The organism is Frankia sp. CeTa3Moorea, assembly GCF_978021225.1.
In genome coordinates, this window is sequence record NZ_CDXDOR010000059.1 from 6,368 (window position 1) to 29,638 (window position 23,271).

Consider the following 23,271-nt stretch of genomic DNA (forward strand, 5'->3'; position numbering starts at 1 on the left):
CGGTGGCGGACTCCGCGACAGGTGCCGTCGACTCGGTCGACTCGGTCGACTCGGCCGCCGCGGCCTCGCCCGCCGGAGTCTCAGCCGGGGCGTTCCCGCCGCCACCACCACGGCCCCGGCGCTCGCTGCGGGCCGCCGCCCGGCCCGCTTCGGTCCCGCCCTGGGTCGTGCCGGACGAGCCGGAACGCGGCCCGCGGCGCGGGCGCTCCCGGCGGGTCTGGCGCTGCAGCGCCTCCTGCGCCTCACGCTCGGCCCGGCTCTGGACGACGTCGCCCTTGTAGATCCAGACCTTCACGCCGATGCGGCCGAAGTTCGTCCGAGCCTCATAGAAGCCGTAGTCGATGTCCGCGCGAAGGGTGTGCAACGGCACCCGACCCTCGCGGTAGAACTCCGACCGGCTCATCTCGGCGCCACCGAGACGACCCGAGCACTGCACCCGGATCCCCTTCGCGCCGCCCTTCATCGCGGTCTGCATGGCCTTGCGCATCGCCCGGCGGAAGCTGACCCGGCTGGAGAGCTGCTCAGCCACCCCCTGGGCGACGAGCTGGGCGTCGACCTCGGGGTTCTTCACCTCGAGGATGTTGAGCTGCACCTGCTTGCCGGTGAGCTTCTCCAGGTCGCCACGGATACGGTCGGCCTCGGCGCCACGGCGACCGATGACGATGCCTGGGCGCGCGGTGTGGATGTCCACCCGCAGCCGCCCCTGGGTCCGCTCGATGTCGACCCGGCTGATGCCGGCCCGCTCCATGCCCCGCGACATCATCTTGCGGATCTTCACGTCCTCGCCGACGTACGCCTTGTACTGCTTGTCGGCGTACCAGCGAGAGGTGAACTCCGAGGTGATACCAAGCCGGAACCCGTGCGGGTTGACCTTCTGCCCCACTACCGGGCCCTCCTTGTCGTCTTCGCGGTCGTCTTCGCGCCCCGGCCGGCCGCGGAGACCGGCTCCCGGCTCTCCACCACGACGGTGATGTGGCTGGTGCGCTTGCGGATCCGATAGGCCCGGCCCTGGGCGCGGGGCCGGATGCGCTTGAGCGTCGGCCCCTCGTCCACGTAGACCTCGCCGACCCACAGGGTGGCCGGATCGAGGCTGTGGTTGTTCTCGGCGTTCGCCGCGGCGCTGGCGACAACCTTGTACACGTCCTCGCTGGCCGCCTGCGGAGCGAACCGGAGGATGTCCAGCGCCTCGCCGACCGAGCGCCCGCGCACCAGGTCGACGACCCGGCGGGCCTTCGTCGGCGAGACCCGGACATAGCGGGCCGAGGCCTTGGCCCCGGGAAGACCGGCCCGGGTCAGGCCGTCAACGAGATCGTCAGCCACGGCGTGACCTCCGGTCCTCCTTGACGTGGCCACGGAAGGTCCGGGTCGGGGCGAACTCGCCGAGCTTGTGCCCGACCATGCCCTCGGTGATGAAGACCGGGACGTGCTTGCGGCCGTCGTGCACGGCGATCGTGTGCCCCAGCATGTCGGGGATCACGGTCGACCGGCGCGACCAGGTCTTGATGACGTGCTTGGTGCCCTTGGAGTTCTGCAGATCCACCTTCTTGAGCAGGTGGTCGTCGACGAACGGGCCCTTTTTCAGACTGCGTGGCATGGCTGTGTCTCCTCCTTCCCGCTCAGATCCGATGGGTGCGGCTGGTCGGCGGCGCGCTGGTGGTCGACGCGGCCCGGGGCCTGGAGATCACCACTACCGCCGCCTGTTCTGCTTGCGACGACGCACGATGAGCGCGTCGGACGACTTGCGGGTCGCGCGGGTCCGCCCCTCCGGACGGCCCTTGGGGTTGACGGGGTGACGACCGCCGGAGGTCTTACCCTCACCACCACCGTGCGGGTGGTCGACCGGGTTCATCGCGACACCACGCACGGTGGGTCGGCGACCCTTCCAGCGCATCCGGCCGGCCTTACCCCAGTTGATGTTGCTCTGCTCCGCGTTGCCGACCTCGCCGACCGTCGCGCGGCAGCGCACATCCACGTTGCGGATCTCACCGGAGGGCATCCGCAGCTGGGCGTAGGGGCCGTCCTTCGCGACGAGCTGCACACTCGTGCCGGCGCTGCGGGCGATCTTCGCACCACCACCGGGACGCAGCTCGATGGCGTGCACCACCGTGCCGGTCGGGATGTTGCGCAGCGGCAGCGCGTTGCCGGGCTTGATGTCGGCGCCCACGCCGGAGCTGACCGTGTCGCCCTGCCTGAGCTTCACCGGCGCGAGGATGTAGCGCTTCTCCCCGTCGAGGTAGTGCAGCAGCGCGATCCGGGCGGTGCGGTTGGGGTCGTACTCGATGTGCGCGACCTTGGCCGGCACCCCGTCCTTGTCCCGCCGGAAGTCGATGACCCGGTACGCCCGCTTGTGGCCGCCGCCCTGGTGCCGGGTGGTGATCCGGCCGTGGACGTTGCGCCCGCCCTTGGAGTGCAGCGGGCGGACCAGCGACTTCTCCGGGTGGTCACGAGTGATCTCGACGAAGTCGGCCACGCTCGCACCACGACGCCCCGGCGTCGTCGGCTTGTACCTACGAATACCCATGGCTTCCTACCGTCCTGGACCCACCGCCGCCGCGGAGCGCACGCGCTCAGGCACCGGGGCCTCCGAAGATCTCGATCGTGTCACCGGGAGCCAGGCTCACCAGGGCCCGCTTGGAGGCGGACCGGTGTCCCCAGCCGTGCTTGGTCCGCTTGCGCTTGCCCTGCCGGTTGATGGTGTTCACCCGCAGGACCCGCACATTGAAGATCTGCTGGACCGCGAGCTTGATCTGGGTCTTGTTCGCGTCCGGACGCACGATGAAGGTGTAGACGTTCTCGTCGAGCAGGCCGTAGCTCTTCTCGGAGACGACCGGCCGCAGGATCACGTCACGCGGGTCGGGAATCACTTGTTCTCCTCCGCCCCGGCCACACCTTCGGTGCCCGCGGCAGCCTCGGTCCCGGCGGTGGAGGTCGCCGGACGGGTGTCACGAGCAAGGAATGCGGCCAGCGCCTCCTCGGTGAAGACCACGTCGTCGCTCACCAGCACGTCATAGGTGTTGAGCTGGCCCGGGTCGAGCAGGTGCACCGCCGCGACGTTGCGCAGGCTCTTCCAGGTCAGCTCGTCCGAACGGCTCGCCACCAGCAGCACCCGGCGGGTGTCGGCGATCGTCCGCAGCGCGGTGACCGCGCTCTTCGTCGACGGCGCCTCGCCGGAGACCAGCGAGGACACCACGTGCACCCGGTTGTTGCGGGCCCGGTCGGACAGCGCGCCGCGCAGCGCGGCGGCCTTCATCTTCTTCGGGGTCCGCTGGTCGTATCTGCGCGGCGTGGGGCCATGCACGGTGCCACCGCCGGTGAACTGCGGAGCCCGCAGCGATCCCTGCCGGGCCCGGCCGGTGCCCTTCTGCCGATACGGCTTACGGCCACCGCCGCGGACCTCGCCGCGGGTCTTCGTGTCGTGCGTGCCCTGGCGGGCCGCCGCGAGCTGCGCCACCACGACCTGGTGGATCAGCGGGACGTTGAGCGGCACGTCGAACACGCCACCGGGCAGCTCGACACTGCCGCCGTCGCCCCCGTTCGGCGCGTGCACCGCGACGGTGCGCGTGGTGACGCTCGGGTCGGATGTGACCACCCGGCTCATGCCGAGACCTCCTCACCGGTACCGGCCGGCTCGGCCGCCGGGGCGATGGCCTCGGGCGCCGGGCGCTTGGCCGCGCTGCGCACGAGGACCAGACCACCGTCCGGGCCGGGCACCGCACCCCTGACCAGCAGATAGCCGCGCTCGGTGTCGACGGCGTGGATCGTCAGCCCCGAGGTCGTGGTGCGCACGTGACCCATCCGGCCGGCCATGCGCAGGCCCTTGAACACGCGACCGGGAGTGGCGCAGCCGCCGACCGACCCCGGCGAGCGGTGCTTGCGCTCGACGCCGTGCCCCGCGCCCAGGCCCTTGAACCCGTGACGCTTCATGACACCGGCGAACCCCTTACCCTTCGAGGTGCCGGTGACGTCGACGACGGTCCCGGCGGAGAACACCTCGCCAGTCAGCTCCTGGCCGGGCCGGTAGTTGCCGGCATCGGCGGTCCGCAGCTCGACGAGGTGGCGCCGAGGCGTCACCCCACTGGTGGCGAAGTGGCCGCGAGCGGGATTGTTGATCTTACGCGGGTCGATCTCGCCGTAACCGAGCTGCACGGCCGAGTAGCCGTCCGAGTCAGGCGTCTTGACCTGCGTGACGACGTTAGGTCCGGCCTTGATGACGGTGACCGGCACGACGCGGTTGTTCGCGTCCCATACCTGGGTCATCCCGAGCTTGGTGCCCAGGAGCCCTCTGTAGTTGCGGATGAGCATGACTGCGCCGGCCCCTCTTACAGCTTGATCTCGATATCGACGCCGGCGGGCAGGTCGAGGCGCATGAGCGAGTCGACCGTCTTGGGCGTCGGGTCAAGAATGTCGATCAGCCGCTTGTGCGTCCGCATCTCGAAGTGCTCGCGGCTGTCCTTGTACTTGTGCGGCGACCGGATGACGCAGTAGATGTTCTTCTCCGTCGGCAGCGGCACCGGTCCCGCGACCTGCGCGCCCGTCCGCGTCACCGTCTCGACGATCTTCCGCGCCGAGCTGTCGATGACCTCGTGGTCATAGGCCTTGAGCCGGATGCGGATCTTCTGTGCCGCCATGGTGGGCTTCGCCTGTCCTGTCTGTCTCGTCCGGCCGGTATCGCTACCGGGTCACCGCCCGTAGATCCTCACCGCCGGCCGCGCGGCGAGCCTGGCGCCCCGCCGCCGGCGGAAAGAATCTGCCGGTTGTACCGCTGTCTCGTGCCGGTCCCGCTCGACGTGTCGACCGGGACCGGGCTGCGTCCCTTGCCGGCGGCCGGTTGTCCTCGGCAGCCGAGTCTCGCGAGAGCCCTGCCTGGCCGGGGCGACCCCGCCACACGTGGCGCCGGACCCCGTCTGGTCAGGCAGCGCAGTGGGCGGTGGGTCCGTACACACGCCCGGACCCACCGCCCACGGCTACTACTTGAGAACCTTCGTGACCTGGCCCGCGCCGACGGTCCGGCCACCCTCGCGGATGGCGAAGCGCAGACCCTCCTCCATGGCGATCGGCTGGATCAGCTCGACCGTCATCTCGGTGTTGTCCCCCGGCATGACCATCTCCGTGCCCTCGGGGAGGGTCACGACGCCGGTCACGTCGGTGGTGCGGAAGTAGAACTGCGGGCGGTAGTTCTTGAAGAACGGCGTGTGCCGTCCGCCCTCATCCTTGTTGAGGATGTAGACGCGAGCCTCGAACACCGTGTGCGGGGTGATCGACTTCGGCTTGACGATGACCTGGCCGCGCTCGACGTCCTCACGCTTGATACCGCGCAGGAGCAAACCGACGTTGTCGCCGGCACGCCCCTCGTCAAGCAGCTTGCGGAACATCTCGACACCGGTCACGGTGGTGGAGGTGGTCTCCGGCTTGATGCCGACGATCTCCACGGTCTCGTTGACCTTGACGATTCCGCGCTCGACGCGGCCGGTGACCACGGTGCCACGACCGGTGATCGTGAAGACGTCCTCGATCGGCATGAGGAACGGCCGGTCGATGTCACGCTGCGGCTCAGGGATCGACTCGTCGACCGCCGCCATGAGCTCGAGGAGCTTGGCGCCCCACTCCTTGTCGCCCTCCAGCGCCTTGAGCGCGGAGACCCGGACGACCGGGACGTCGTCGCCCGGGAACTCATACGAGCTCAGTAGCTCCCGGACCTCCAGCTCGACGAGCTCGAGGATCTCCTCGTCGTCGACCATGTCGGCCTTGTTCAGGGCGACGACGATGTAGGGCACGCCGACCTGGCGGGCGAGGAGCACGTGCTCCTTCGTCTGCGGCATCGGGCCGTCGGTGGCGGACACGACCAGGATCGCGCCGTCCATCTGGGCAGCACCGGTGATCATATTCTTGATGTAGTCGGCGTGTCCCGGGCAGTCGACGTGCGCGTAGTGCCGGGTGTCGGTCTGGTACTCGACGTGGGCGATCGAGATCGTGATGCCGCGGGCCTTCTCCTCCGGCGCCTTGTCGATCTGGTCGAACGGCGTGAAGGGGTTGAGGTCCGGGTAGGCGTCGTGCAGGACCTTGGTGATCGCCGCAGTCAGGGTCGTCTTGCCGTGGTCGATGTGACCAATAGTGCCGATATTGACGTGCGGCTTCGTCCGCTCGAACTTCTGCTTCGCCACGGGTGTCCCTCCAAGGACGGGTGGTGTCGTGCTGTGTAGTCAGGTAGGGGTGTTGCTCACGCCGCGAGGGCGTTCACTCTCCCCGGGCCTTGGCGATGATCTCCTTGGCGACGTTCGCGGGAACCTCGGCGTAGGAGTCGAACTGCATGGAGTAGCTCGCCCGGCCGGAGGTCTTCGACCGAAGATCACCAACGTAGCCGAACATCTCCGACAGTGGCACCAGCGCCCGTACGATCCGGGAACCGCCCCGCTCCTCCATCGCCTGGATCTGCCCACGGCGGGAGTTCAGGTCGCCGATCACGTCACCCATGTGGTCCTCGGGGGTGGTGACCTCGACGGCCATCAGAGGCTCGAGCAGCACCGGGTCGGCCTTGCGGGCCGCGTCCTTGAACGCCATCGAACCGGCGATCTTGAATGCGAGTTCGGACGAGTCGACGTCGTGGAACTGGCCGTCAAGCAGGGTGACCTTGACGTCCACCAGCGGGTAGCCGGCGAGCACACCGAACTCCATGGCCTCCTGGCAGCCCGCATCCACCGAGGGGATGTACTCCCGGGGGATGCGACCACCCGTGACCTTGTTCTCGAACTCGTAGCCGCCGCCGTCGCCGCCGGAGGGCTCCAAGTTGATGATCACCCGGGCGTACTGGCCGGATCCACCCGTCTGCTTCTTGTGGGTGTAGTCGACCTTCTCCACCTTGCGGCGGATCGTCTCCCGATAGGCCACCTGCGGCTTGCCGACGTTTGCCTCGACACCGAACTCGCGGCGCATCCGGTCGACCAGCACGTCCAAGTGCAGCTCGCCCATGCCGGCGATGATCGTCTGACCGGTCTCCTCGTCGGTGCGGACCTGGAAGGTCGGGTCCTCCTCGGCGAGGCGCTGGATGGCGGTGCCCAGCTTCTGCTGGTCGGCCTTGGTCTTCGGCTCGATCGCGACGTGGATGACCGGCGCCGGGAACGTCATCGACTCCAGGATCACCGGGGCGTTCGGGTCGCAGAGCGTGTCACCCGTGGTGGTGTTCTTCAGCCCCACCACGGCCACGATCTGTCCCGCGCCGACGCCCTCCCGGTCCTCCCGGTGGTTGGCGTGCATCTGCAGGATGCGGCCGACGCGCTCCTTGCGGTCCTTCGTCGAGTTCAGCACCGGCGAACCACCGGTCAGCTTGCCGGAGTACACCCGGATGTAGGTCAGCTTACCCACGTACGGGTCACTCATGATCTTGAAAGCGAGCGCGGAAAACGGCTCGTCCTCGCTCGGCTCCCGGCGGACCTCGGTCTCCTCGCCGCCGACTGCATGGCCGACGGTGGCGCCGATGTCCAGCGGGTTCGGCAGGAAGTCGACGACGGCGTCGAGCATGGGCTGGACGCCCTTGTTCTTGAACGCCGAACCGCACAGCACCGGGTTGACCTTGCTCGCCAGGGTCGCGCGGCGCAGGGCGGCGATGAGCTGCTCTGTGGAAGGCTCCTCACCCTCGAGGTAGAGCTCCATGAGCTCGTCGTCGTTCTCGGCGACAGTCTCGAGAAGCTTGTCGCGCCACTCCTGCGCGGCCTCGAGGTGATCCCGCGGGATGTCGACGGTCTCGTAGGATGCGCCTTTGTCCTCGGTCTTCCAGAGGAGGCCCTTCATGCGGACCAGGTCAATGACACCGCGGAAGTCGGCCTCCACGCCCCACGGGAGCTGGATCACGGCCGGCGTCGCGTCGAGCCGGTCGATCATCATCTCCACGCAGCGGTGGAACTCGGCACCGACCCGGTCCATCTTGTTGACGAAGGCGATACGCGGGACGTTGTAACGGTCGGCCTGCTTCCAGACCGTCTCGCTCTGCGGCTCGACTCCGGCGACCGCGTCGAAGACCGCGACCGCACCGTCGAGGACCCGCAGCGAGCGCTCCACCTCGACGGTGAAGTCGACATGGCCGGGGGTGTCGATGATGTTGATGGTGTGGTCGCGCCAGATACAGGTGGTGGCCGCGGAGGTGATGGTGATCCCCCGCTCCTGCTCCTGCTCCATCCAGTCCATCGTGGCGCCGCCCTCGTGGACCTCACCGATCTTGTAGTTCACGCCGGTATAGAAGAGGATGCGCTCGGTGGTGGTGGTCTTGCCCGCGTCGATGTGGGCCATGATCCCGATATTGCGGGTCCTGGCCAGCAAGGAATGTACGTCAGATGGCATCTCGGATCACCAGCGGTAGTGGGCGAAGGCCTTGTTGGACTCCGCCATCTTGTGGGTGTCCTCCCGGCGCTTCACGCTGGCGCCGAGGCCGTTGCTCGCGTCGATGAGCTCGTTCATCAGCCGCTCGGTCATCGTCTTCTCGCGACGAGCCCGGGAGTAGCCGACGATCCAGCGCAGCGCGAGGGTGGTGCTCCGGCCGGCGCGAACCTCGACCGGAACCTGGTAGGTGGCACCACCCACCCGGCGGCTACGCACCTCCAGCGTCGGCTTGACGTTGTCCAGCGCGCGCTTGAGCGTGACGACCGGGTCGTTGCCGGTCTTGTTCTTCGCACCCTCGAGTGCGCCGTACACGATGCGCTCCGCGACCGACTTCTTACCGCTCAACAGCACCTTGTTCACCAGCGCGGTCACCAGCGGCGACCCGTACACCGGGTCGACCACCACGGCGTGCTTGGGCGCAGGCCCCTTGCGCGGCATCAGCCCTTCTCCTTCTTCGCGCCGTAGCGGCTACGAGCCTGCTTACGGTTACGGACGCCCTGCGTGTCGAGAGCGCCTCGGACGATCTTGTACCGGACACCCGGAAGATCCTTCACTCGGCCACCGCGAACCAGGACGATCGAGTGCTCCTGCAGGTTGTGGCCGACCCCGGGGATGTAGGCGGTGACTTCGATCCCGCTGTTCAACCGGACCCGGGCCACCTTGCGCAGGGCCGAGTTCGGCTTCTTCGGGGTGGTCGTGTAGACGCGGGTGCACACACCACGACGCTGAGGGCTTCCCTTGAGTGCCGGGGTCTTGGTCTTCTCGACCTTGTCCTGCCGGCCCTTGCGGACCAGCTGCTGGATCGTGGGCAACGCCGCTCCCGTTCCTGTCACGCCTCGTCGTACTGCCTTGGGCAACCAGACCGGTACGCCGGCCTCCCTGCTGCTGTGGTCCGCACCCGACCCACCGGAGTGTCCTCGAGCGGCTTCTCCGACCCACGCGGTCGGGCGTGTCGCGCCATTCGACCGGAACCTCGATGCGGTAATCCAGTTCCGGTGAGGGCACGCCAGCCCGCCCGTCCGCTTCGCGGAATCGAGCTCGACAGTCGCCGACGGATACCCGAATAGTGACTTTACGTCAACCTAGCGAGCACCACGGCGCCACATCGAAGTGCAGGACGCACGCCGGAGCCACGTGGACTCCGACCACAGGGCTCAACAGTACTCCACGCCCGCGTCAGGTGTCGAACGGGGGTGTCCGGCGAAATCCCCCGCAGACCCCGCGCGCACTATGGCACTCGACGAGCGCATGCACTCGACGAGCGGCACAGGCGGGCAGCGGCACGGCCCCACGTACTGGCACGCTGCACCTACTGGCACGCTGTACGGGACAGCACGATACCGGCATCGGAGGCCCGCGAGGACATGTCTGACGCAGCCGGCGCGCGATTCGCGGCCGCCCCCGCCCGACGCCGGCCGAGCCGGGACGAGCTGCTCGCGGCCTACGGGACCACCGTCCCGGACCTGGTCGCCCCGGCCACCGTCGTGCTGCTCTGCGGGATCAATCCGTCCCTCGAGTCCGGGGCCACCGGCTTTCACTTCGGCACGCCGAGCAACCGGCTGTGGCCGGTGCTGCACCTCGCCGGCTTCACCCCACGCCGGCTGCATCCCAGCGAGACCGACGAACTGGCCCGCCGGGGCATCAGCATCACCAATCTCGTCCACCGCTCCACCGCGCGCGCCGACGAGATCAGCGATGACGAGGTCCGCGCCGGCGTGCCCCGGCTCACCGAACTCGTCGAACGGGTCTCGCCCCGGTGGGTGGCCTTCCTCGGCCTGGCCGCCTACCGGATCGGGTTCGGGCGCCGCAGCGCGAAGGTCGGCCGCCAGGCGGAGACCCTGGGACCCGCCGGCATCTGGCTCCTGCCCAATCCGAGCGGCCTGAACGCGCACTATCAGCTGCCCGACCTGGTCCGGGTCTACGGCGAGCTACGCGAAACCGCCTATTCCTGACCTACCCGCCACGTTCCCGAGGAGGGCCGCCGCCGGGCCGGCCGGCAGATGCGCGCGTACCGGGGCCCAGAAGTCGGCTCCGGGGGGCGCCTCGACCTCGATGCGGGAGCCGCCGGCCCAGGCCGCATCGAAGGCGAGCCGCCACGAGTGCAGCAGGGTGCGGGCGGTGGCACCCCGGCCGAACAGCGGATCGCCCTCGATCGGGTGCCCGATCCAGGCTAGATGCACCCGGATCTGGTGGCGCCGCCCGCTGACCGGCGTGACTGCGAGCAGGGTGTACTCACCGCCCTCCCAGACCCGGATGAAGGTCGTGACGGACGGGTATGTCCGGACGTGGGAGAACACCGCGGCGGGCGGAACCGTCCAGCGTCCGACGCCCGCGCCGGTCGGGGCAAGCTCTGCCCGGGGAACCTCCGCCAAGGGGGCCATCTCCGCCAGGCCGGCCATGATGTCGGCCCGGTTCGCCGCCACCCGGACCCGACTCTTGCGCCCCACGCTCAGCGGCAGATCAATGGTCCCCGAGGCGGGCAGTCCACGGGTCCGGGTCAGGACGAGGTAGCGCTTGTCCACCGTGCGGCGCTGGAACTGCCGGGTGAGATCACCGTGGAACCGCAACTGCCGGGCGAAGAGCACCAGGCCCGAGGTGACCTTGTCGATGCGGTGCACCGGGAACAGCTCCTCGCCGTCATCCCCGGCGAGGGTGACGAGATCGGTGTCGTGCCGCTCTCCCATAACCGAGATGCCGACGGGTTTGTCGAGCACGAGAATGGCCTCATCCTCGTAGATCATTCGCTCCCGGCGAATCTCGGTCCACTCGGTCATAAAACGGTCAGCCCCGGTCACGTCAACTGCCGTCAACTGCCGGGGAGCGCTTCGATGACCACTGTCCGATAAGGCGCGGCCAACCGACTCAGGTCGTCGTGGTCGCCGGTCAGAATCACACCGCCGCCACCTTCCACCGCCACCGCAGGTGCCTGCCCCTATCCTACCGATTTCCGTCTCTGCGCGCCCTCCCACCAGCGGGCTCCGGACCTGGACGCGCAACCGGCCCGGCACCCTGGTGAGGGCGCCGGGCCGGTCCTGATCGATCGGGCTTCGGTCGGGCCCTGGTCAGCTCCGCTCGGTCAGCCTCGCGACCTGCTTACGCGCGACCTGCTTACGCGCGACCTGCTCAGCGGAAGTCTCCCGAGCTGCGGTAGTCGAACTCGTCCAGCGGGACCGCCTGGCCGGAGCCCGTGCCGAACGCGCCGTAATCGACGCCGCCGTCCTCGTAGGCACCGACGGAGTACATCGCCGCACGTGCCTCCTCGGTCGGCTCGACCCGGATGTTGCGGTACCGGGAGATCCCGGTGCCGGCCGGGATGAGCTTTCCGATAATGACGTTCTCCTTCAGGCCGACGAGCGAGTCCGACCGGGCGTTGATCGCCGCGTCGGTGAGCACCCGGGTCGTCTCCTGGAAGGAGGCGGCCGACAGCCACGACTCGGTCGCCAGCGACGCCTTGGTGATCCCCATGAGGACCGGGCGGGCCGAGGCCGGCTGGCCACTGGCTTCCACCACCCGACGGTTCTCCGCCTCGAACCGGGCCCGCTCGCAGAGCTCACCGGGCAGCAGGGTGGTGTCACCCGACTCGAGAACGTTCACCCGCTTGAGCATCTGGCGGATGATGATCTCAATGTGCTTGTCGTGGATCGACACACCCTGCGACCGGTAGACCTCCTGGACCTGGTCCACCAGGTGGAGCTGGACCTGGCGCGGCCCGAGGATGCGCAACACCTCGTGCGGGTCGACGGCACCGTCGACGATCTGGCTGCCGACCTCGATGTGGTCGCCCTCGCGGACCCGCAGGCGCGAACGCCGCGAGACCGGGTAGGCGATCTCGTCGCTGCCGTCGTCCGGCACCATCACGACCTTGAAGGTCTTCTCGGTCTCCTCGATCTTCACCCGGCCGGAGACCTCGGTGATGGGGGCCTTGCCCTTCGGGCTGCGCGCCTCGAACAGCTCGACGACACGCGGCAGGCCCTGGGTGATGTCGTCGCCGGCGACGCCACCGCTGTGGAAGGTACGCATCGTCAGCTGGGTGCCGGGCTCACCGATGGACTGCGCGGCGACGATGCCGACGGCCTCACCGACGTCGACCAGCTTGCCGGTGGCGAGCGAGCGCCCGTAGCACTGGGCGCACACTCCCATCCGGGACTCGCAGGTCAGCGCCGAGCGGACCCGCACCTGCTCGATGCCGGCCTCGATGATCTGGCTGATCGCGACGTCCCCGGCGTCGGTGCCGGCGGGCACGATGACCTCGCCGTTCGCGTCGATCGCGTCGGAGGCCAGCGTCCGCGCGTACGCCGAGGTCTCGGCGTACCGGTCCCGGACCAGCACCCCGTCGGCGCCCTTGCGGGCGATCCGGGTGAGGATGCCGCGCTCGGTGCCGCAGTCCTCCTCGCGGACGATGACGTCCTGGCTGACGTCGACGAGCCGCCGGGTCAGGTACCCCGAGTCCGCGGTGCGCAGGGCGGTGTCAGCGAGTCCCTTACGGGCACCGTGGGTGGAGATGAAGTACTCCAGCACGGTCAGACCCTCGCGGAAGTTCGCCTTGATCGGCCGCGGGATGATCTCACCCTTCGGGTTGGAGACCAGGCCACGCATGCCGGCGAGCTGCCGGATCTGCATCATGTTTCCAGCGGCTCCGGAGTTGACCAGCACGTAGACCGGGTTGGTCGCCGGGAAGTTCTCCTCCATCGCCTCGGCGATCTTGTTGGTCGCCTCGGTCCAGATCTGGACCAGCTCGCTGCGGCGCTCCTCATCGGACAGGAAGCCGCGGTCGAACTGCTTCTGGACCCGGTCGGCACGCTGCTCGTAGTCGTCGAGGATCTCGGCCTTGTTCGGCGGCGCGACGACGTCCTCGATCGCGACGGTGACCCCGGACCGGGTGGCCCAGTAGAAACCGGCGCTCTTCAGGGCATCCAGGGTCGCCGCTACCTGGATCTTCGGGTACCGCTCAGCCAGGTCGTTGACGATCGCCGCCTGTGCCTTCTTGTTCAGCTGGGCGTTGATGAAGGGGTAGCCCTCCGGCAGCGCCTCGTTGAGCAGGCAACGGCCGAACGTGGTCTCCAGGGTGAACACGTCCCCGGTGACCCAGTCGGCGGGCGGGACCCAGTCCGACGGCGGGGTGGTGTCCCGCAACCGCACCTTGATCTTCGCCTGAAGGGCGATCTCCCGGGCATCGAACGCCATCTGCGCCTCGGCGACGCTGGAGAACGACCGCCCCTCGCCGAGCGCCCCCTCGGCCAAGCGGGACAGGTGGAACACCCCGGTCACCATGTCGAGGCTCGGCATCGCCAGCGGCCGGCCCGATGCGGGCGAGAGGATGTTGTTGCTCGACAGCATCAGGATCCGCGCCTCGGCCTGCGCCTCGGCGGACAGCGGCAGGTGCACCGCCATCTGGTCACCGTCGAAGTCGGCGTTGAACGCCGTGCAGACCAGCGGGTGGATCTGGATGGCCTTGCCCTCGACGAGCTGCGGCTCGAAGGCCTGGATGCCGAGGCGGTGCAGGGTCGGCGCCCGGTTGAGCAGCACGGGGTGCTCGGTGATGACCTCCTCGAGCACGTCCCACACGACCGGGCGGGCCCGCTCGACCATCCGCTTCGCCGACTTGATGTTCTGCGCGTGGTTGAGGTCCACCAGGCGCTTCATCACGAACGGCTTGAACAGCTCCAGCGCCATCTGCTTGGGCAGACCGCACTGGTGCAGCTTGAGCTGCGGACCGACGACGATGACCGACCGGCCGGAGTAGTCGACCCGCTTACCCAGCAGGTTCTGGCGGAACCGGCCCTGCTTGCCCTTGAGCATGTCGGACAGCGACTTCAGCGGACGGTTACCCGGGCCGGTGACCGGCCGGCCGCGGCGGCCGTTGTCGAACAGCGCGTCGACGGCCTCCTGCAGCATCCGCTTCTCGTTGTTGACGATGATCTCGGGCGCGCCGAGGTCGAGCAGCCGCTTCAACCGGTTGTTCCGGTTGATCACCCTGCGGTACAGGTCGTTGAGGTCCGAGGTGGCGAACCGGCCACCATCGAGCTGCACCATCGGGCGCAGATCGGGTGGGATCACCGGGACGCAGTCGAGCACCATCCCCATCGGGGAGTTGCGGGTGTTCAGGAACGCCGAGACAACCTTGAGCCGCTTGAGTGCGCGGGCCTTCTTCTGGCCCTTGCCGCTGCGGATGGTCTCGCGCAGCGACTCGGCCTCGGCGCCCAGGTCGAAGTCAGCGAGCCGCCGCTGCAGCGCCTCGGCGCCCATGCCGCCGTCGAAGTACGCACCGAAGCGGTCGCGCAGCTCGCGATAAAGCAGCTCGTCCGGCTCCAGGTCCTGGACCTTCATGTTCTTGAAGCGGTCGAAGACCCGGTCGAGATCGTCGATCTTACGCTGCACCCGGTCCCGGATCTGGCGCATCTCGCGCTCGGCCGACTCGCGGACCTTGCGTCGCGCGTCACCCTTGGCGCCCTCGGCCTCGAGCTGCGCGAGGTCGGCCTCGAGCCGCTTCTGCCGGACTTCCACGTCGGCGTTCTTCTTGTCCTCGAGCTGCTGCTTCTCGACGCCGATGCGGGCCTCGAGGGTGGGCAGGTCGCGGTGACGCGCCTCCGCGTCGACCTTGGTGATCATGTAGGCGGCGAAGTAGATGACCTTCTCGAGGTCCTTCGGCGCCAAGTCCAGCAGGTAGCCGAGCCGGCTCGGAACACCCTTGAAATACCAGATGTGGGTGACTGGGGCGGCGAGCTCGATATGCCCCATGCGTTCGCGGCGCACCTTGGCGCGGGTGACCTCGACGCCGCAGCGCTCGCAGATGATGCCCTTGAAGCGGACCCGCTTGTACTTACCGCAATAGCACTCCCAGTCCCGGGTGGGACCGAAGATCTTCTCGCAGAAGAGTCCGTCCTTCTCCGGCTTCAGGGTACGGTAGTTGATCGTCTCCGGCTTCTTGACCTCACCGTGCGACCACTGGCGGATGTCATCCGCGGTGGCGAGACCGATGCGCAGTTCGTCGAAGAAGTTGACGTCCAGCAAGACTGTCGCCTGCTCTCTCTTTCTCGGTCGGGACGCTGGAGTCGGATGGAGCCGCCGGGGGCCTCGCCGCCCATCAGGGCGGGCGCGTCAGACCCCCGGCGTCCGTCAGACCTCCTCGACGCTGCTCGGCTCACGCCGGGACAGGTCGATCCCGAGTTCCTCCGCCGCACGGAAGACGTCCTCGTCGGTGTCACGCATCTCGATCTGCACGCCATCGCTGGAGAGCACCTCGACGTTGAGGCACAGCGACTGCATCTCCTTGATGAGCACCTTGAACGACTCCGGGATACCGGGCTCCGGAATGTTCTCGCCCTTGACGATCGCCTCGTAGACCTTGACCCGGCCCACGACGTCGTCGGACTTGATGGTCAGCAGTTCCTGCAGGGCGTAGGCGGCGCCGTACGCCTCCAGCGCCCACACCTCCATCTCGCCGAACCGCTGGCCACCGAACTGCGCCTTACCACCCAGGGGCTGCTGGGTGATCATTGAGTAGGGACCGGTCGACCGGGCGTGGATCTTGTCGTCGACCAGGTGCAGCAACTTGAGGATGTAGATGTAGCCGACCGCCACCGGATAGGGGTACAGCTCACCGGTCCGGCCGTCGAACAACTTGGCCTTACCGGAGGAGCCGATCAGCTGGACGCCGTCGCGGTTGGGCAGGGTGGAGTCGAGCAGGCCGGTGATCTCCTCCTCGCGGGCACCGTCGAAGACGGGGGTCGCCACATTGGTGCCGGCCGAGGCGGCGTCCGCGCCGATGCCACGCAGCCGCTCCTTCCAGTCCTCGGTGCCGGAGTCGACCTGCCAGCCGGTCTTGGCCACCCACCCGAGGTGGGTCTCCAGGATCTGGCCGAGGTTCATCCGGCGCGGCACGCCGTGCGGGTTGAGCACGACGTCGACGGCGGTGCCGTCCTCGAGGAAGGGCATGTCCTCGACGGGCAGGATCTTGGCGATGACACCCTTGTTGCCGTGCCGGCCGGCAAGCTTGTCCCCGTCGGTGATCTTCCGCTTCTGGGCGACGTAGACCCGGACCAGCTCGTTGACCCCGGGCGGGAGCTCGTCGCCGTCCTCGCGGGAGAACACCCGCACGCCGATGACCTTGCCGGACTCACCGTGCGGCACCTTCAGCGAGGTGTCACGGACCTCCCGGGCCTTCTCCCCGAAGATCGCGCGCAACAGGCGCTCCTCGGGGGTCAGCTCGGTCTCGCCCTTGGGTGTGACCTTGCCGACCAGGACGTCGCCGGGCGAGACCTCGGCGCCGATCCGGATGATCCCCCGCTCGTCGAGGTCGGCGAGAACCTCCTCGGCGACGTTCGGGATGTCCCGGGTGATCTCCTCCGGGCCGAGCTTGGTGTCGCGGGCGTCGACCTCGTGCTCCTCGATGTGGATCGAGGACAGCACGTCGTCCTGGACGAGACGCTGGGACAGGATGATCGCATCCTCGTAGTTGTGCCCCTCCCACGGCATGAAGGCGACCAGCAGGTTCTTGCCGAGCGCCATCTCACCGTTGTCGGTGCACGGGCCGTCCGCGATGACCTGGCCGGCCTCGACCCGGTCGCCCTCGTTCACGATCGGCTTCTGGTTGATGCAGGTGCCCTGGTTCGACCGGCGGAACTTCGCCAGCCGGTAGGTGCGCCGGGTGCCGTCGTCGTGCATGACAGTGATGTAGTCGGCCGAGAGATCCTCGACCACCCCCGCCTGGGCGCAGACGACCACGTCGCCGGCATCCTTGGCCGCGCGGGCCTCCATCCCGGTGCCGACCAGCGGCGCCTCGGAGCGCAGCAGCGGCACCGACTGGCGCTGCATGTTGGAGCCCATGAGCGCGCGGTTGGCGTCGTCGTGCTCGAGGAACGGGATCATGGCAGTGGCCACGGAGACCATCTGACGGGTCGAAACGTCCATGTAGTCGACCTCATCCGGCGGGATGGACTCGACCTCACCGCCCTTGCGGCGGACCAGGACACGGTCCTCCGCGAACGTTCCGTCCGGCCGTAGCGGCGCGTTCGCCTGCGCCTTGACGTGCCGGTCCTCCTCATCGGCGGTCAGGTAGTCGATCTCGTCGGTGACGCGGCCGTCCACGACCTTGCGGTACGGCGTCTCAACGAAGCCGAACGGGTTGATCCGGGCGAACGTCGACAGCGAGCCGATCAGACCGATGTTCGGGCCTTCCGGCGTCTCGATCGGGCACATCCGGCCGTAGTGGCTGGGGTGCACGTCGCGGACCTCGAAGCCCGCCCGCTCTCGAGAAAGGCCGCCTGGGCCAAGTGCGTTCATCCGGCGCTTGTGAGTCAGACCAGCCAACGGGTTCGTCTGGTCCATGAACTGCGAGAGCTGACTGGTGCCGAAGAACTCCTTGATGGAGGCGACGACCGGCCGGATGTTGATCAGGGTCTGCGGCGTGATCGCCTCGACATCCTGCGTAGTCATCCGCTCGCGGACGACCCGCTCCATCCGGGCAAGTCCCAGCCGGACCTGGTTCTGGATCTGCTCGCCGACCGAGCGCAGGCGACGGTTGCCGAAGTGGTCGATGTCGTCGACCTCGTACTCGGCCGGATCGGCACCCGCGTGCAGCTTGACGACGTACTCGATGGTGCGGACGATGTCGTCCTCGGTGAGAACGCCGATGTCGTGGGCAACGTCGAGGGAGAGCTTCTTGTTGACCTTGTAGCGACCGACCTTGGCGAGGTCGTAGCGCTTCGGGTTGAAGAAGAGGTTCTCCAGTAGGGTCTGCGCCGACTCCCGTGTCGGCGGCTCACCCGGGCGCAGCTTGCGGTAGATGTCGAGCAGCGCATCGTCCTGGCCGGCGGTGTGGTCCTTCTCCAGAGTGATGCGCATCGACGGGAAGTCACCGAACCGCTCGAGGATGCGGGCCTCGTCCCAGCCGAGCGCCTTGAGCAGCACCGTGACGGACTGACGGCGCTTGCGGTCGATCCGCACGCCCACGGTGTCGCGCTTGTCGATCTCGAACTCCAGCCAGGCTCCCCGGGAGGGGATCACCTTGCAGGAGTACAGGTCCTTGTCGGAGGCCTTATCGAGGCTGCGCTCGAAGTAGACCCCCGGGGAGCGCACGAGCTGGCTGACCACCACGCGCTCAGTGCCATTGATGACGAAGGTGCCCTTCGGGGTCATGAGCGGGAAGTCACCCATGAACACCGTCTGGCTCTTGATCTCGCCGGTGGTGTTGTTGGTGAACTCGGCCGTGACGAACAGCGGGGCCGAGAAGGTCATGTCCTTGTCCTTGCACTCCTCCACGGAGTACTTGGGCGGTTCGAACCGGTGGTCCCGAAAGGACAGTGACATCGAGCCGGAGAAGTCCTCGATCGGGGAGATCTCCTCGAAGACCTCCTCGAGACCCGAGGTGATCGGAACGTCGTCACGGCCGGAATCGATGGCCTCCTGCACCCGCTCCGCCCAGGCGTCACTACCGATCAGCCAATCGAAGGACTGCGTCTGAAGAGCAAGGAGATCCGGGACCTCGAGGGGCTCGATGATCTTAGCGAACGAGATGCGGGAAGAAGAGCGCGAGGCGGCCAAGGTGGTCCTTCCGGTGGCCTGATCGTCGGGCTGGCGTCGCGGACGTCAAGTATCCGTCGGGGAATGGTCAGGTGATCAGTGTCTCGCTACGGTTGTCAGGAACGGCGGCGGGGGGTGCCCCACCGGTGAGACGATGGCCGCGGGACGTGGAGGCCGACCCCCGGGCGTCCTGCGTAGCGGATGTGCGGCCGACAACGGGCACGCGAAAGCCTCGCCACGGCATGTGCGCGCGGCGACACGAGTGTCCGCTGAGAACAACGGATCGGTGTATGGGCAAGGGTCTCGCTCAGGGTCCTCGGTGTGGCAGCCGTACAGCCGTGCCACACTCCGGCACGACCAGCGCGCCTCCGCATCGTCCCGGACCGACCGCGAGTACCGCTCCGGACCACGTAACCGGAACCGCCTCACGGTGCATACCAGCCCCCGAACAGGGCCGACCGTCACCAACGGCACGGTGTCGGCGAGGTCGATACAACGAGAAGGGCAGCGCAAACTAGCAGTGTAGCCGAAGGGCACACCGCTGGCAAGGATCTGCGTGATGGGACCACGCAGGGAGGACGTAGCGCACCGCATCTGCTCCCGACGAGGGTTCGCAAACTTGATGGAACTCCGATCCACAGAGGCCGTCAACCCCCTTCGGAAAACGTCACGAACGGACCCGACCTGCCCATCTGTGCATCGGGCCGCCTGCGGTGGACCTTCCGGGCCTTCCAGACAGCACGTGCCGGGGCACCGCAGAGAGGTGCCCCGGCACGGGGGTGTCCGCCACGGCCACGCCGAGCGGCCGCAAGAGACGCCCCGCCCGGCGACGGACATCGCCGGGCGGGGCGTCCCAGGGCAGCGAGGTGCTGCCGGTACTGCTCAGACTGCCGGTACTACTTGACGGTGACCGTGGCGCCGGCGCCCTCGAGGGCCGCCTTCGCCTTGTCCGCCGCCTCCTTGGCGACCTTCTCCAGGACCGGCTTCGGAGCCCCGTCGACGAGGTCCTTGGCCTCCTTCAGCCCGAGGCTGGTCAGCGCACGGACCTCCTTGATGACCTGGATCTTCTTGTCACCGACGGATTCAAGGATGACGTCGAACTCGTCCTGCTCCTCGGCGGCCGGCGCCTCGCCGCCCGCACCACCGGCGGCCGGGGCGGCGGCCACGGCGACCGGAGCCGCGGCGGTGACGCCGAAGGTCTCCTCGAACTGCTTCACGAACTCCGAGAGCTCCAACAGGGTCAGTTCCTTGAAGGCGTCCAGCAGCTCTTCGGTCGACAGCTTCGCCATGGTGGCGGTTCCTTCCTTGTCATGCCTGATTCGGGGTGGCCTGCTCGTGACTGCGAGCGACCTGGTTGTGACCTCGGGGCGGCACCATGGTGGCGCCGTTCGGCTATTCGGCGGCAGCCTCGGCGGCCGGCTGCTCGGCGGCGCCGGCGGACTGGCCTTCGCGCTGCTCGCGCAGCGCCTCCGCGAGCCGGGCCACCTGGGACAGCGGAGCGGCGAAGAGCCCGACGGCCCCGGCCAGCGTGCCCTTCATCGCCCCGGCCAGCTTCGCCAGCAGGACCTCGCGGGACTCGAGATCCGCAAGCTTGCGAATCTCGTCGGCGGTCATCGGTTTGCCCTCGACGAAGCCGCCCTTGAGCACCAATGCCGGGTTCGCCCGAGCGAAGTCGCGCAGGCCCTTGGCCGCCTCGACCGGGTCGCCGCTGACGAAAGCGACAGCGGTCGGCCCGACGAACAGGTCGTCGAGTCCGGTGACCCCGGCCTGCTCCGCCGCAATCTTGGTCAGAGTGTTCTTGACCACGGAGTAGCGCGTGCCCTCGCCGAGGACACGCCGCAGCTCGGTGAGCTGGCTCACCGTCAAACCGCGGTACTCCGTGAGCACCGCGGCGGTCGAGCCACGGAACTCCTCGACGATCTCCGCCACCGCGGCGGTCTTCTCAGCTTTCGCCATGGGGCTCCTTCGGGGTGTCGGCTGGTCATCCGGAAACGCCCCCGGAACATGACGAACGCCCCGGCGCAGGCGCACGGGGCGTGAAGGGCGGCGGTGGCGCTACCGGGTGCGTCACCCGGCTGCGTGCATCCGTCACGGAACTTCCCGTCCGTCACCTGCGCGGGCCGCCCGGAGAACCCGGGGCCTTCGGCCGTCGGTCGAACCGGACGAGGAGTGACCCTCGACGGGAACGGAGACGGCAACCAGCGGTCTTCGGTGTGGAACTGGATATCAGTGTACGCGATTGTTGTCCGCGGCTGTTCGTCGCTGTTCGCCCGCCCGGCGACCGCACGCATGGCTTCGCGCGGCGGTGCTTCCGGACGGGCGGGAGCCTCCGGACGGGCCGGATCAGGCGGCGGCACCCTCGTCGAGCAGGTTGCGGGTGCGGTTCGGGTCGACCGGGATACCCGGGCCCATGGTGGTCGTGAAGGTGACCTTCTTCAGGTACCGGCCCTTGGCCGCGGACGGCTTCACCCGGACGATCTCATCCAGGGCAACCGTGTAGTTCTCGATCAGCTGGGTGTCAGTGAAGTTCGTCTTCCCGATGACGATATGCAGGTTACCCTGCTTGTCTACCCGAAAGTTGATCTTTCCACCCTTGATGTCGGAGACGGCCTTGCCGATGTCCAGCGTCACGGTGCCGGTCTTCGGGTTCGGCATCAGGCCGCGGGGTCCCAGGACCCGAGCGATCCGACCGACCTTCGCCATCTGGTCGGGCGTCGCGACGGTCGCGTCAAACTCCAGGAAGCCCTCCTGGATCCGGGCGACCAGGTCATCGCTACCGACGATGTCGGCCCCGGCCGCGCTCGCCTCAGCGGCCTTCTCCCCGGCGGCGAAGACGGCGACGCGGGGGGACTTCCCGGTGCCGTGCGGCAGGTTGACCGTACCACGGACCATCTGGTCGGCCTTACGAGGATCGACCCCGAGCCGGATCGCAACCTCGACCGTCGCGTCATACTTCGTCGTCGAGGTCTGCTGCGCGAGGCGGACCGCCTCCAGCGGGCTGTAGAGGTTCTCCAAGTTGATCTTCTCGGCCGCGGCGCGGTAGGCCTTGCTGCGCTTCATACTGTCTGTCTCCTCGTGGTGATGGCGGACGGCCGTCGAAGGGGCGCGGCGACGTGGACACGTCCTGTCCACCCGGCACCTGCGCCCGGCCGCCCTCCCACTGGTCGGTCCGGTGGTGGGGGAAACTCGAGGGCGTACTACTCGCCGACCGTGATACCCATGGATCGGGCGGTACCAGCGATGATCTTCTCGGCGGCCTCGATCGAGGTGGCGTTGAGGTCCGGGAGCTTGGTCTGGGCGATCTCGCGGATCTGCGCCGCGGTGAGCTTGGCAACCTTGTCCCGGTGCGGGGTGCCACTGCCCTTCTCCACGCCCGCGGCCTTGAGGATGAGCCGCGCGGCCGGCGGGGTCTTCGTGACGAAGGTGAAGGACCGGTCATCGTAGACGGTGATCTCGACCGGCACGACGTTGCCGGCCTGCGACTCGGTCGCCGCATTGTACTGCTTGCAGAACTCCATGATGTTCACGCCATGCTGACCCAACGCGGGGCCAACCGGCGGCGCCGGGGTGGCCTTGCCGGCGTTGATCTGGAGCTTGATGATCGCGGTGATCTTCTTCTTCTTGGGAGGCATGTGCTCGTCTTCCTACCGGGGTTCTACGGAGCGGATCAGATCTTCGCGACCTGATTGAACTGCAGCTCGACGGGCGTCTCCCGACCGAAGATCGAGACCAGCACCTTCAGCCGCTGGGCGTCGAGGTTGATCTCGCTGATGGTCGCCGGGAGCGTGGCGAAGGGGCCGTCCATGACGGTGACGGACTCGCCGACCTCGAACTCCTGCACCCGGACGGTCTCGACCTTCTTCTCCTTCGGCACAGCCGGGGCGAGGATCGAGAGGACCTCCTCCCGGCGCAGCGGGGAGGGCCGGTTGGTGAGCCCGACGAACCCGGTCACACCCGGGGTGTTGCGGACCGCCGACCACGACTGATCGGTCAGATCCATCCGGACGTAGATGTAACCCGGGTACTTCTTCTGCTGGACAAGCTGCCGCTTGCCGTTCTTGACCACCGGGACCTCCTCGGTGGGCACCTCGATCTGGAAGATGTAGTCCTCCATGTTGAGGCTGGAGATCCGGGTCTCGAGATTGGTCTTGACCTTGTTCTCGTACCCCGCGTAGGAGTGCACGACGTACCACTCGCCGGGCGCGTCCTCGATCGCCCGCCGCAGGTCATCGGCGTCGTCGGCATCGTCGTCCGTCAGGGCCGGCGGCACCGTCCCGACCGCCGGGGAGGCCGGGAAAGCACCCTCGGGGGCGGGATCGGTCTCGGGATCGGTCTCGGCGGCGGCGTAGACGTCGCCAAGTTCGGCGCCAGCGTCCGTGC

General features: G+C 68.2%; 21 protein-coding genes. 1 reads left to right on the forward strand and 20 read right to left on the reverse strand.

Going from position 1 to position 23,271, the window contains the following annotated elements; translation table 11 throughout:
• The 12 genes from rpsC to rpsL form a co-directional block, all read right to left on the reverse strand.
• A partial coding sequence (gene rpsC, locus AC08OV_RS12525; protein WP_476619697.1) for a 30S ribosomal protein S3 occupies positions 1–883 on the reverse strand: 883 nt, incomplete at its 3' end.
• Complete coding sequence (gene rplV / locus AC08OV_RS12530) at positions 883–1,320, reverse strand: 50S ribosomal protein L22 (protein ID WP_476591751.1); 438 nt, start codon at positions 1,318–1,320, stop codon at positions 883–885. The genes rplV and rpsC, both read right to left, overlap by 1 nt.
• A complete protein-coding gene (gene rpsS / locus AC08OV_RS12535) occupies positions 1,313–1,594 on the reverse strand; it encodes a 30S ribosomal protein S19 (RefSeq protein ID WP_011435043.1) in 282 nt (93 codons plus the stop codon). Before rpsS ends, rplV begins: the two co-directional genes overlap by 8 nt.
• Positions 1,595–1,687: 93 nt before the next feature.
• Positions 1,688–2,521 carry a 50S ribosomal protein L2 gene (rplB, locus tag AC08OV_RS12540; protein WP_011435042.1) on the reverse strand — a complete coding sequence of 278 codons (834 nt, stop codon included), beginning with the start codon at positions 2,519–2,521 and terminating at the stop codon, positions 1,688–1,690.
• A 46-nt stretch (positions 2,522–2,567) separates the two neighbouring features.
• Positions 2,568–2,864: a 50S ribosomal protein L23 gene (gene rplW, locus AC08OV_RS12545; RefSeq protein WP_011435041.1), complete on the reverse strand. Its 297-nt coding sequence runs from the start codon at positions 2,862–2,864 to the stop codon at positions 2,568–2,570.
• Positions 2,861–3,598, reverse strand: coding sequence for a 50S ribosomal protein L4 (gene rplD / locus AC08OV_RS12550; RefSeq protein WP_476612733.1), 738 nt, complete (start codon positions 3,596–3,598; stop codon positions 2,861–2,863). The genes rplW and rplD overlap by 4 nt, the downstream gene beginning before the upstream one ends.
• A complete protein-coding gene (gene rplC, locus AC08OV_RS12555; protein WP_476612734.1) occupies positions 3,595–4,302 on the reverse strand; it encodes a 50S ribosomal protein L3 in 708 nt (235 codons plus the stop codon). Before rplC ends, rplD begins: the two co-directional genes overlap by 4 nt.
• 17 nt (positions 4,303–4,319) lie before the next feature.
• Positions 4,320–4,628: a 30S ribosomal protein S10 gene (gene rpsJ / locus AC08OV_RS12560; RefSeq protein ID WP_007514815.1), complete on the reverse strand. Its 309-nt coding sequence runs from the start codon at positions 4,626–4,628 to the stop codon at positions 4,320–4,322.
• A 339-nt stretch (positions 4,629–4,967) separates the two neighbouring features.
• Positions 4,968–6,161, reverse strand: coding sequence for an elongation factor Tu (tuf, locus tag AC08OV_RS12565; protein ID WP_011435038.1), 1,194 nt, complete (start codon positions 6,159–6,161; stop codon positions 4,968–4,970).
• A 73-nt stretch (positions 6,162–6,234) separates the two neighbouring features.
• A complete protein-coding gene (gene fusA / locus AC08OV_RS12570; protein WP_476591747.1) occupies positions 6,235–8,331 on the reverse strand; it encodes an elongation factor G in 2,097 nt (698 codons plus the stop codon).
• 6 nt (positions 8,332–8,337) lie between these two features.
• Positions 8,338–8,808 carry a 30S ribosomal protein S7 gene (gene rpsG, locus AC08OV_RS12575; protein ID WP_009740531.1) on the reverse strand — a complete coding sequence of 157 codons (471 nt, stop codon included), beginning with the start codon at positions 8,806–8,808 and terminating at the stop codon, positions 8,338–8,340.
• Positions 8,808–9,182 (reverse strand): 30S ribosomal protein S12, encoded by a 375-nt coding sequence (rpsL, locus tag AC08OV_RS12580; RefSeq protein WP_009740532.1) that lies wholly within the window; start codon positions 9,180–9,182, stop codon positions 8,808–8,810. The genes rpsG and rpsL overlap by 1 nt, the downstream gene beginning before the upstream one ends.
• 552 nt (positions 9,183–9,734) lie before the next feature.
• Between rpsL and mug the strand changes: the two genes are divergently transcribed.
• On the forward strand, positions 9,735–10,322 hold the full coding sequence (gene mug, locus AC08OV_RS12585) for a G/U mismatch-specific DNA glycosylase (RefSeq protein ID WP_462185685.1): 588 nt from the start codon (positions 9,735–9,737) through the stop codon (positions 10,320–10,322).
• On the opposite strand, the gene AC08OV_RS12590 is transcribed toward mug, so the two are convergent.
• The 8 genes from AC08OV_RS12590 to nusG form a co-directional block, all read right to left on the reverse strand.
• Positions 10,299–11,144 (reverse strand): RluA family pseudouridine synthase, encoded by an 846-nt coding sequence (locus tag AC08OV_RS12590; protein ID WP_476612739.1) that lies wholly within the window; start codon positions 11,142–11,144, stop codon positions 10,299–10,301. The two genes, mug and AC08OV_RS12590, sit on opposite strands and share 24 nt — an antisense overlap.
• A gap of 349 nt (positions 11,145–11,493) precedes the next feature.
• On the reverse strand, positions 11,494–15,381 hold the full coding sequence (locus AC08OV_RS12595; protein WP_476619698.1) for a DNA-directed RNA polymerase subunit beta': 3,888 nt from the start codon (positions 15,379–15,381) through the stop codon (positions 11,494–11,496).
• A gap of 105 nt (positions 15,382–15,486) precedes the next feature.
• Positions 15,487–18,912, reverse strand: a complete 3,426-nt coding sequence (rpoB, locus tag AC08OV_RS12600; RefSeq protein ID WP_476612736.1) for a DNA-directed RNA polymerase subunit beta — start codon at positions 18,910–18,912, stop codon at positions 15,487–15,489.
• Between the two features lie 875 nt (positions 18,913–19,787).
• Entirely contained in the window at positions 19,788–20,180 is a 393-nt protein-coding gene (gene rplL, locus AC08OV_RS12605) for a 50S ribosomal protein L7/L12 (protein ID WP_011435031.1), read from the reverse strand.
• Positions 20,181–20,283: 103 nt separating this feature from the next.
• Positions 20,284–20,847, reverse strand: a complete 564-nt coding sequence (rplJ, locus tag AC08OV_RS12610) for a 50S ribosomal protein L10 (RefSeq protein WP_476612737.1) — start codon at positions 20,845–20,847, stop codon at positions 20,284–20,286.
• Between the two features lie 387 nt (positions 20,848–21,234).
• Entirely contained in the window at positions 21,235–21,951 is a 717-nt protein-coding gene (gene rplA, locus AC08OV_RS12615; protein WP_462185679.1) for a 50S ribosomal protein L1, read from the reverse strand.
• 137 nt (positions 21,952–22,088) lie between these two features.
• A complete protein-coding gene (gene rplK, locus AC08OV_RS12620; protein ID WP_462185678.1) occupies positions 22,089–22,523 on the reverse strand; it encodes a 50S ribosomal protein L11 in 435 nt (144 codons plus the stop codon).
• A 35-nt stretch (positions 22,524–22,558) separates the two neighbouring features.
• Positions 22,559–23,271 (reverse strand): transcription termination/antitermination protein NusG (nusG, locus tag AC08OV_RS12625; protein WP_476619699.1); only part of this gene is annotated, 713 nt, incomplete at its 5' end.

Bases quoted from the DNA above. Each gene is read 5' to 3' on its own strand.
- rpsS (WP_011435043.1), bottom strand. From the start codon at position 1,594: ATGCCACGCAGTCTGAAAAAGGGCCCGTTCGTCGACGACCACCTGCTC.
- rplB (WP_011435042.1), bottom strand. From the start codon at position 2,521: ATGGGTATTCGTAGGTACAAGCCGACGACGCCGGGGCGTCGTGGTGCG.
- rplD (WP_476612733.1), bottom strand. From the start codon at position 3,598: ATGAGCCGGGTGGTCACATCCGACCCGAGCGTCACCACGCGCACCGTC.
- rplC (WP_476612734.1), bottom strand. From the start codon at position 4,302: ATGCTCATCCGCAACTACAGAGGGCTCCTGGGCACCAAGCTCGGGATG.
- rpsJ (WP_007514815.1), bottom strand. From the start codon at position 4,628: ATGGCGGCACAGAAGATCCGCATCCGGCTCAAGGCCTATGACCACGAG.
- fusA (WP_476591747.1), bottom strand. From the start codon at position 8,331: ATGCCATCTGACGTACATTCCTTGCTGGCCAGGACCCGCAATATCGGG.
- rpsG (WP_009740531.1), bottom strand. From the start codon at position 8,808: ATGCCGCGCAAGGGGCCTGCGCCCAAGCACGCCGTGGTGGTCGACCCG.
- mug (WP_462185685.1), top strand. From the start codon at position 9,735: ATGTCTGACGCAGCCGGCGCGCGATTCGCGGCCGCCCCCGCCCGACGC.
- AC08OV_RS12590 (WP_476612739.1), bottom strand. From the start codon at position 11,144: ATGACCGAGTGGACCGAGATTCGCCGGGAGCGAATGATCTACGAGGAT.
- rplL (WP_011435031.1), bottom strand. From the start codon at position 20,180: ATGGCGAAGCTGTCGACCGAAGAGCTGCTGGACGCCTTCAAGGAACTG.
- rplJ (WP_476612737.1), bottom strand. From the start codon at position 20,847: ATGGCGAAAGCTGAGAAGACCGCCGCGGTGGCGGAGATCGTCGAGGAG.
- rplA (WP_462185679.1), bottom strand. From the start codon at position 21,951: ATGAAGCGCAGCAAGGCCTACCGCGCCGCGGCCGAGAAGATCAACTTG.
- rplK (WP_462185678.1), bottom strand. From the start codon at position 22,523: ATGCCTCCCAAGAAGAAGAAGATCACCGCGATCATCAAGCTCCAGATC.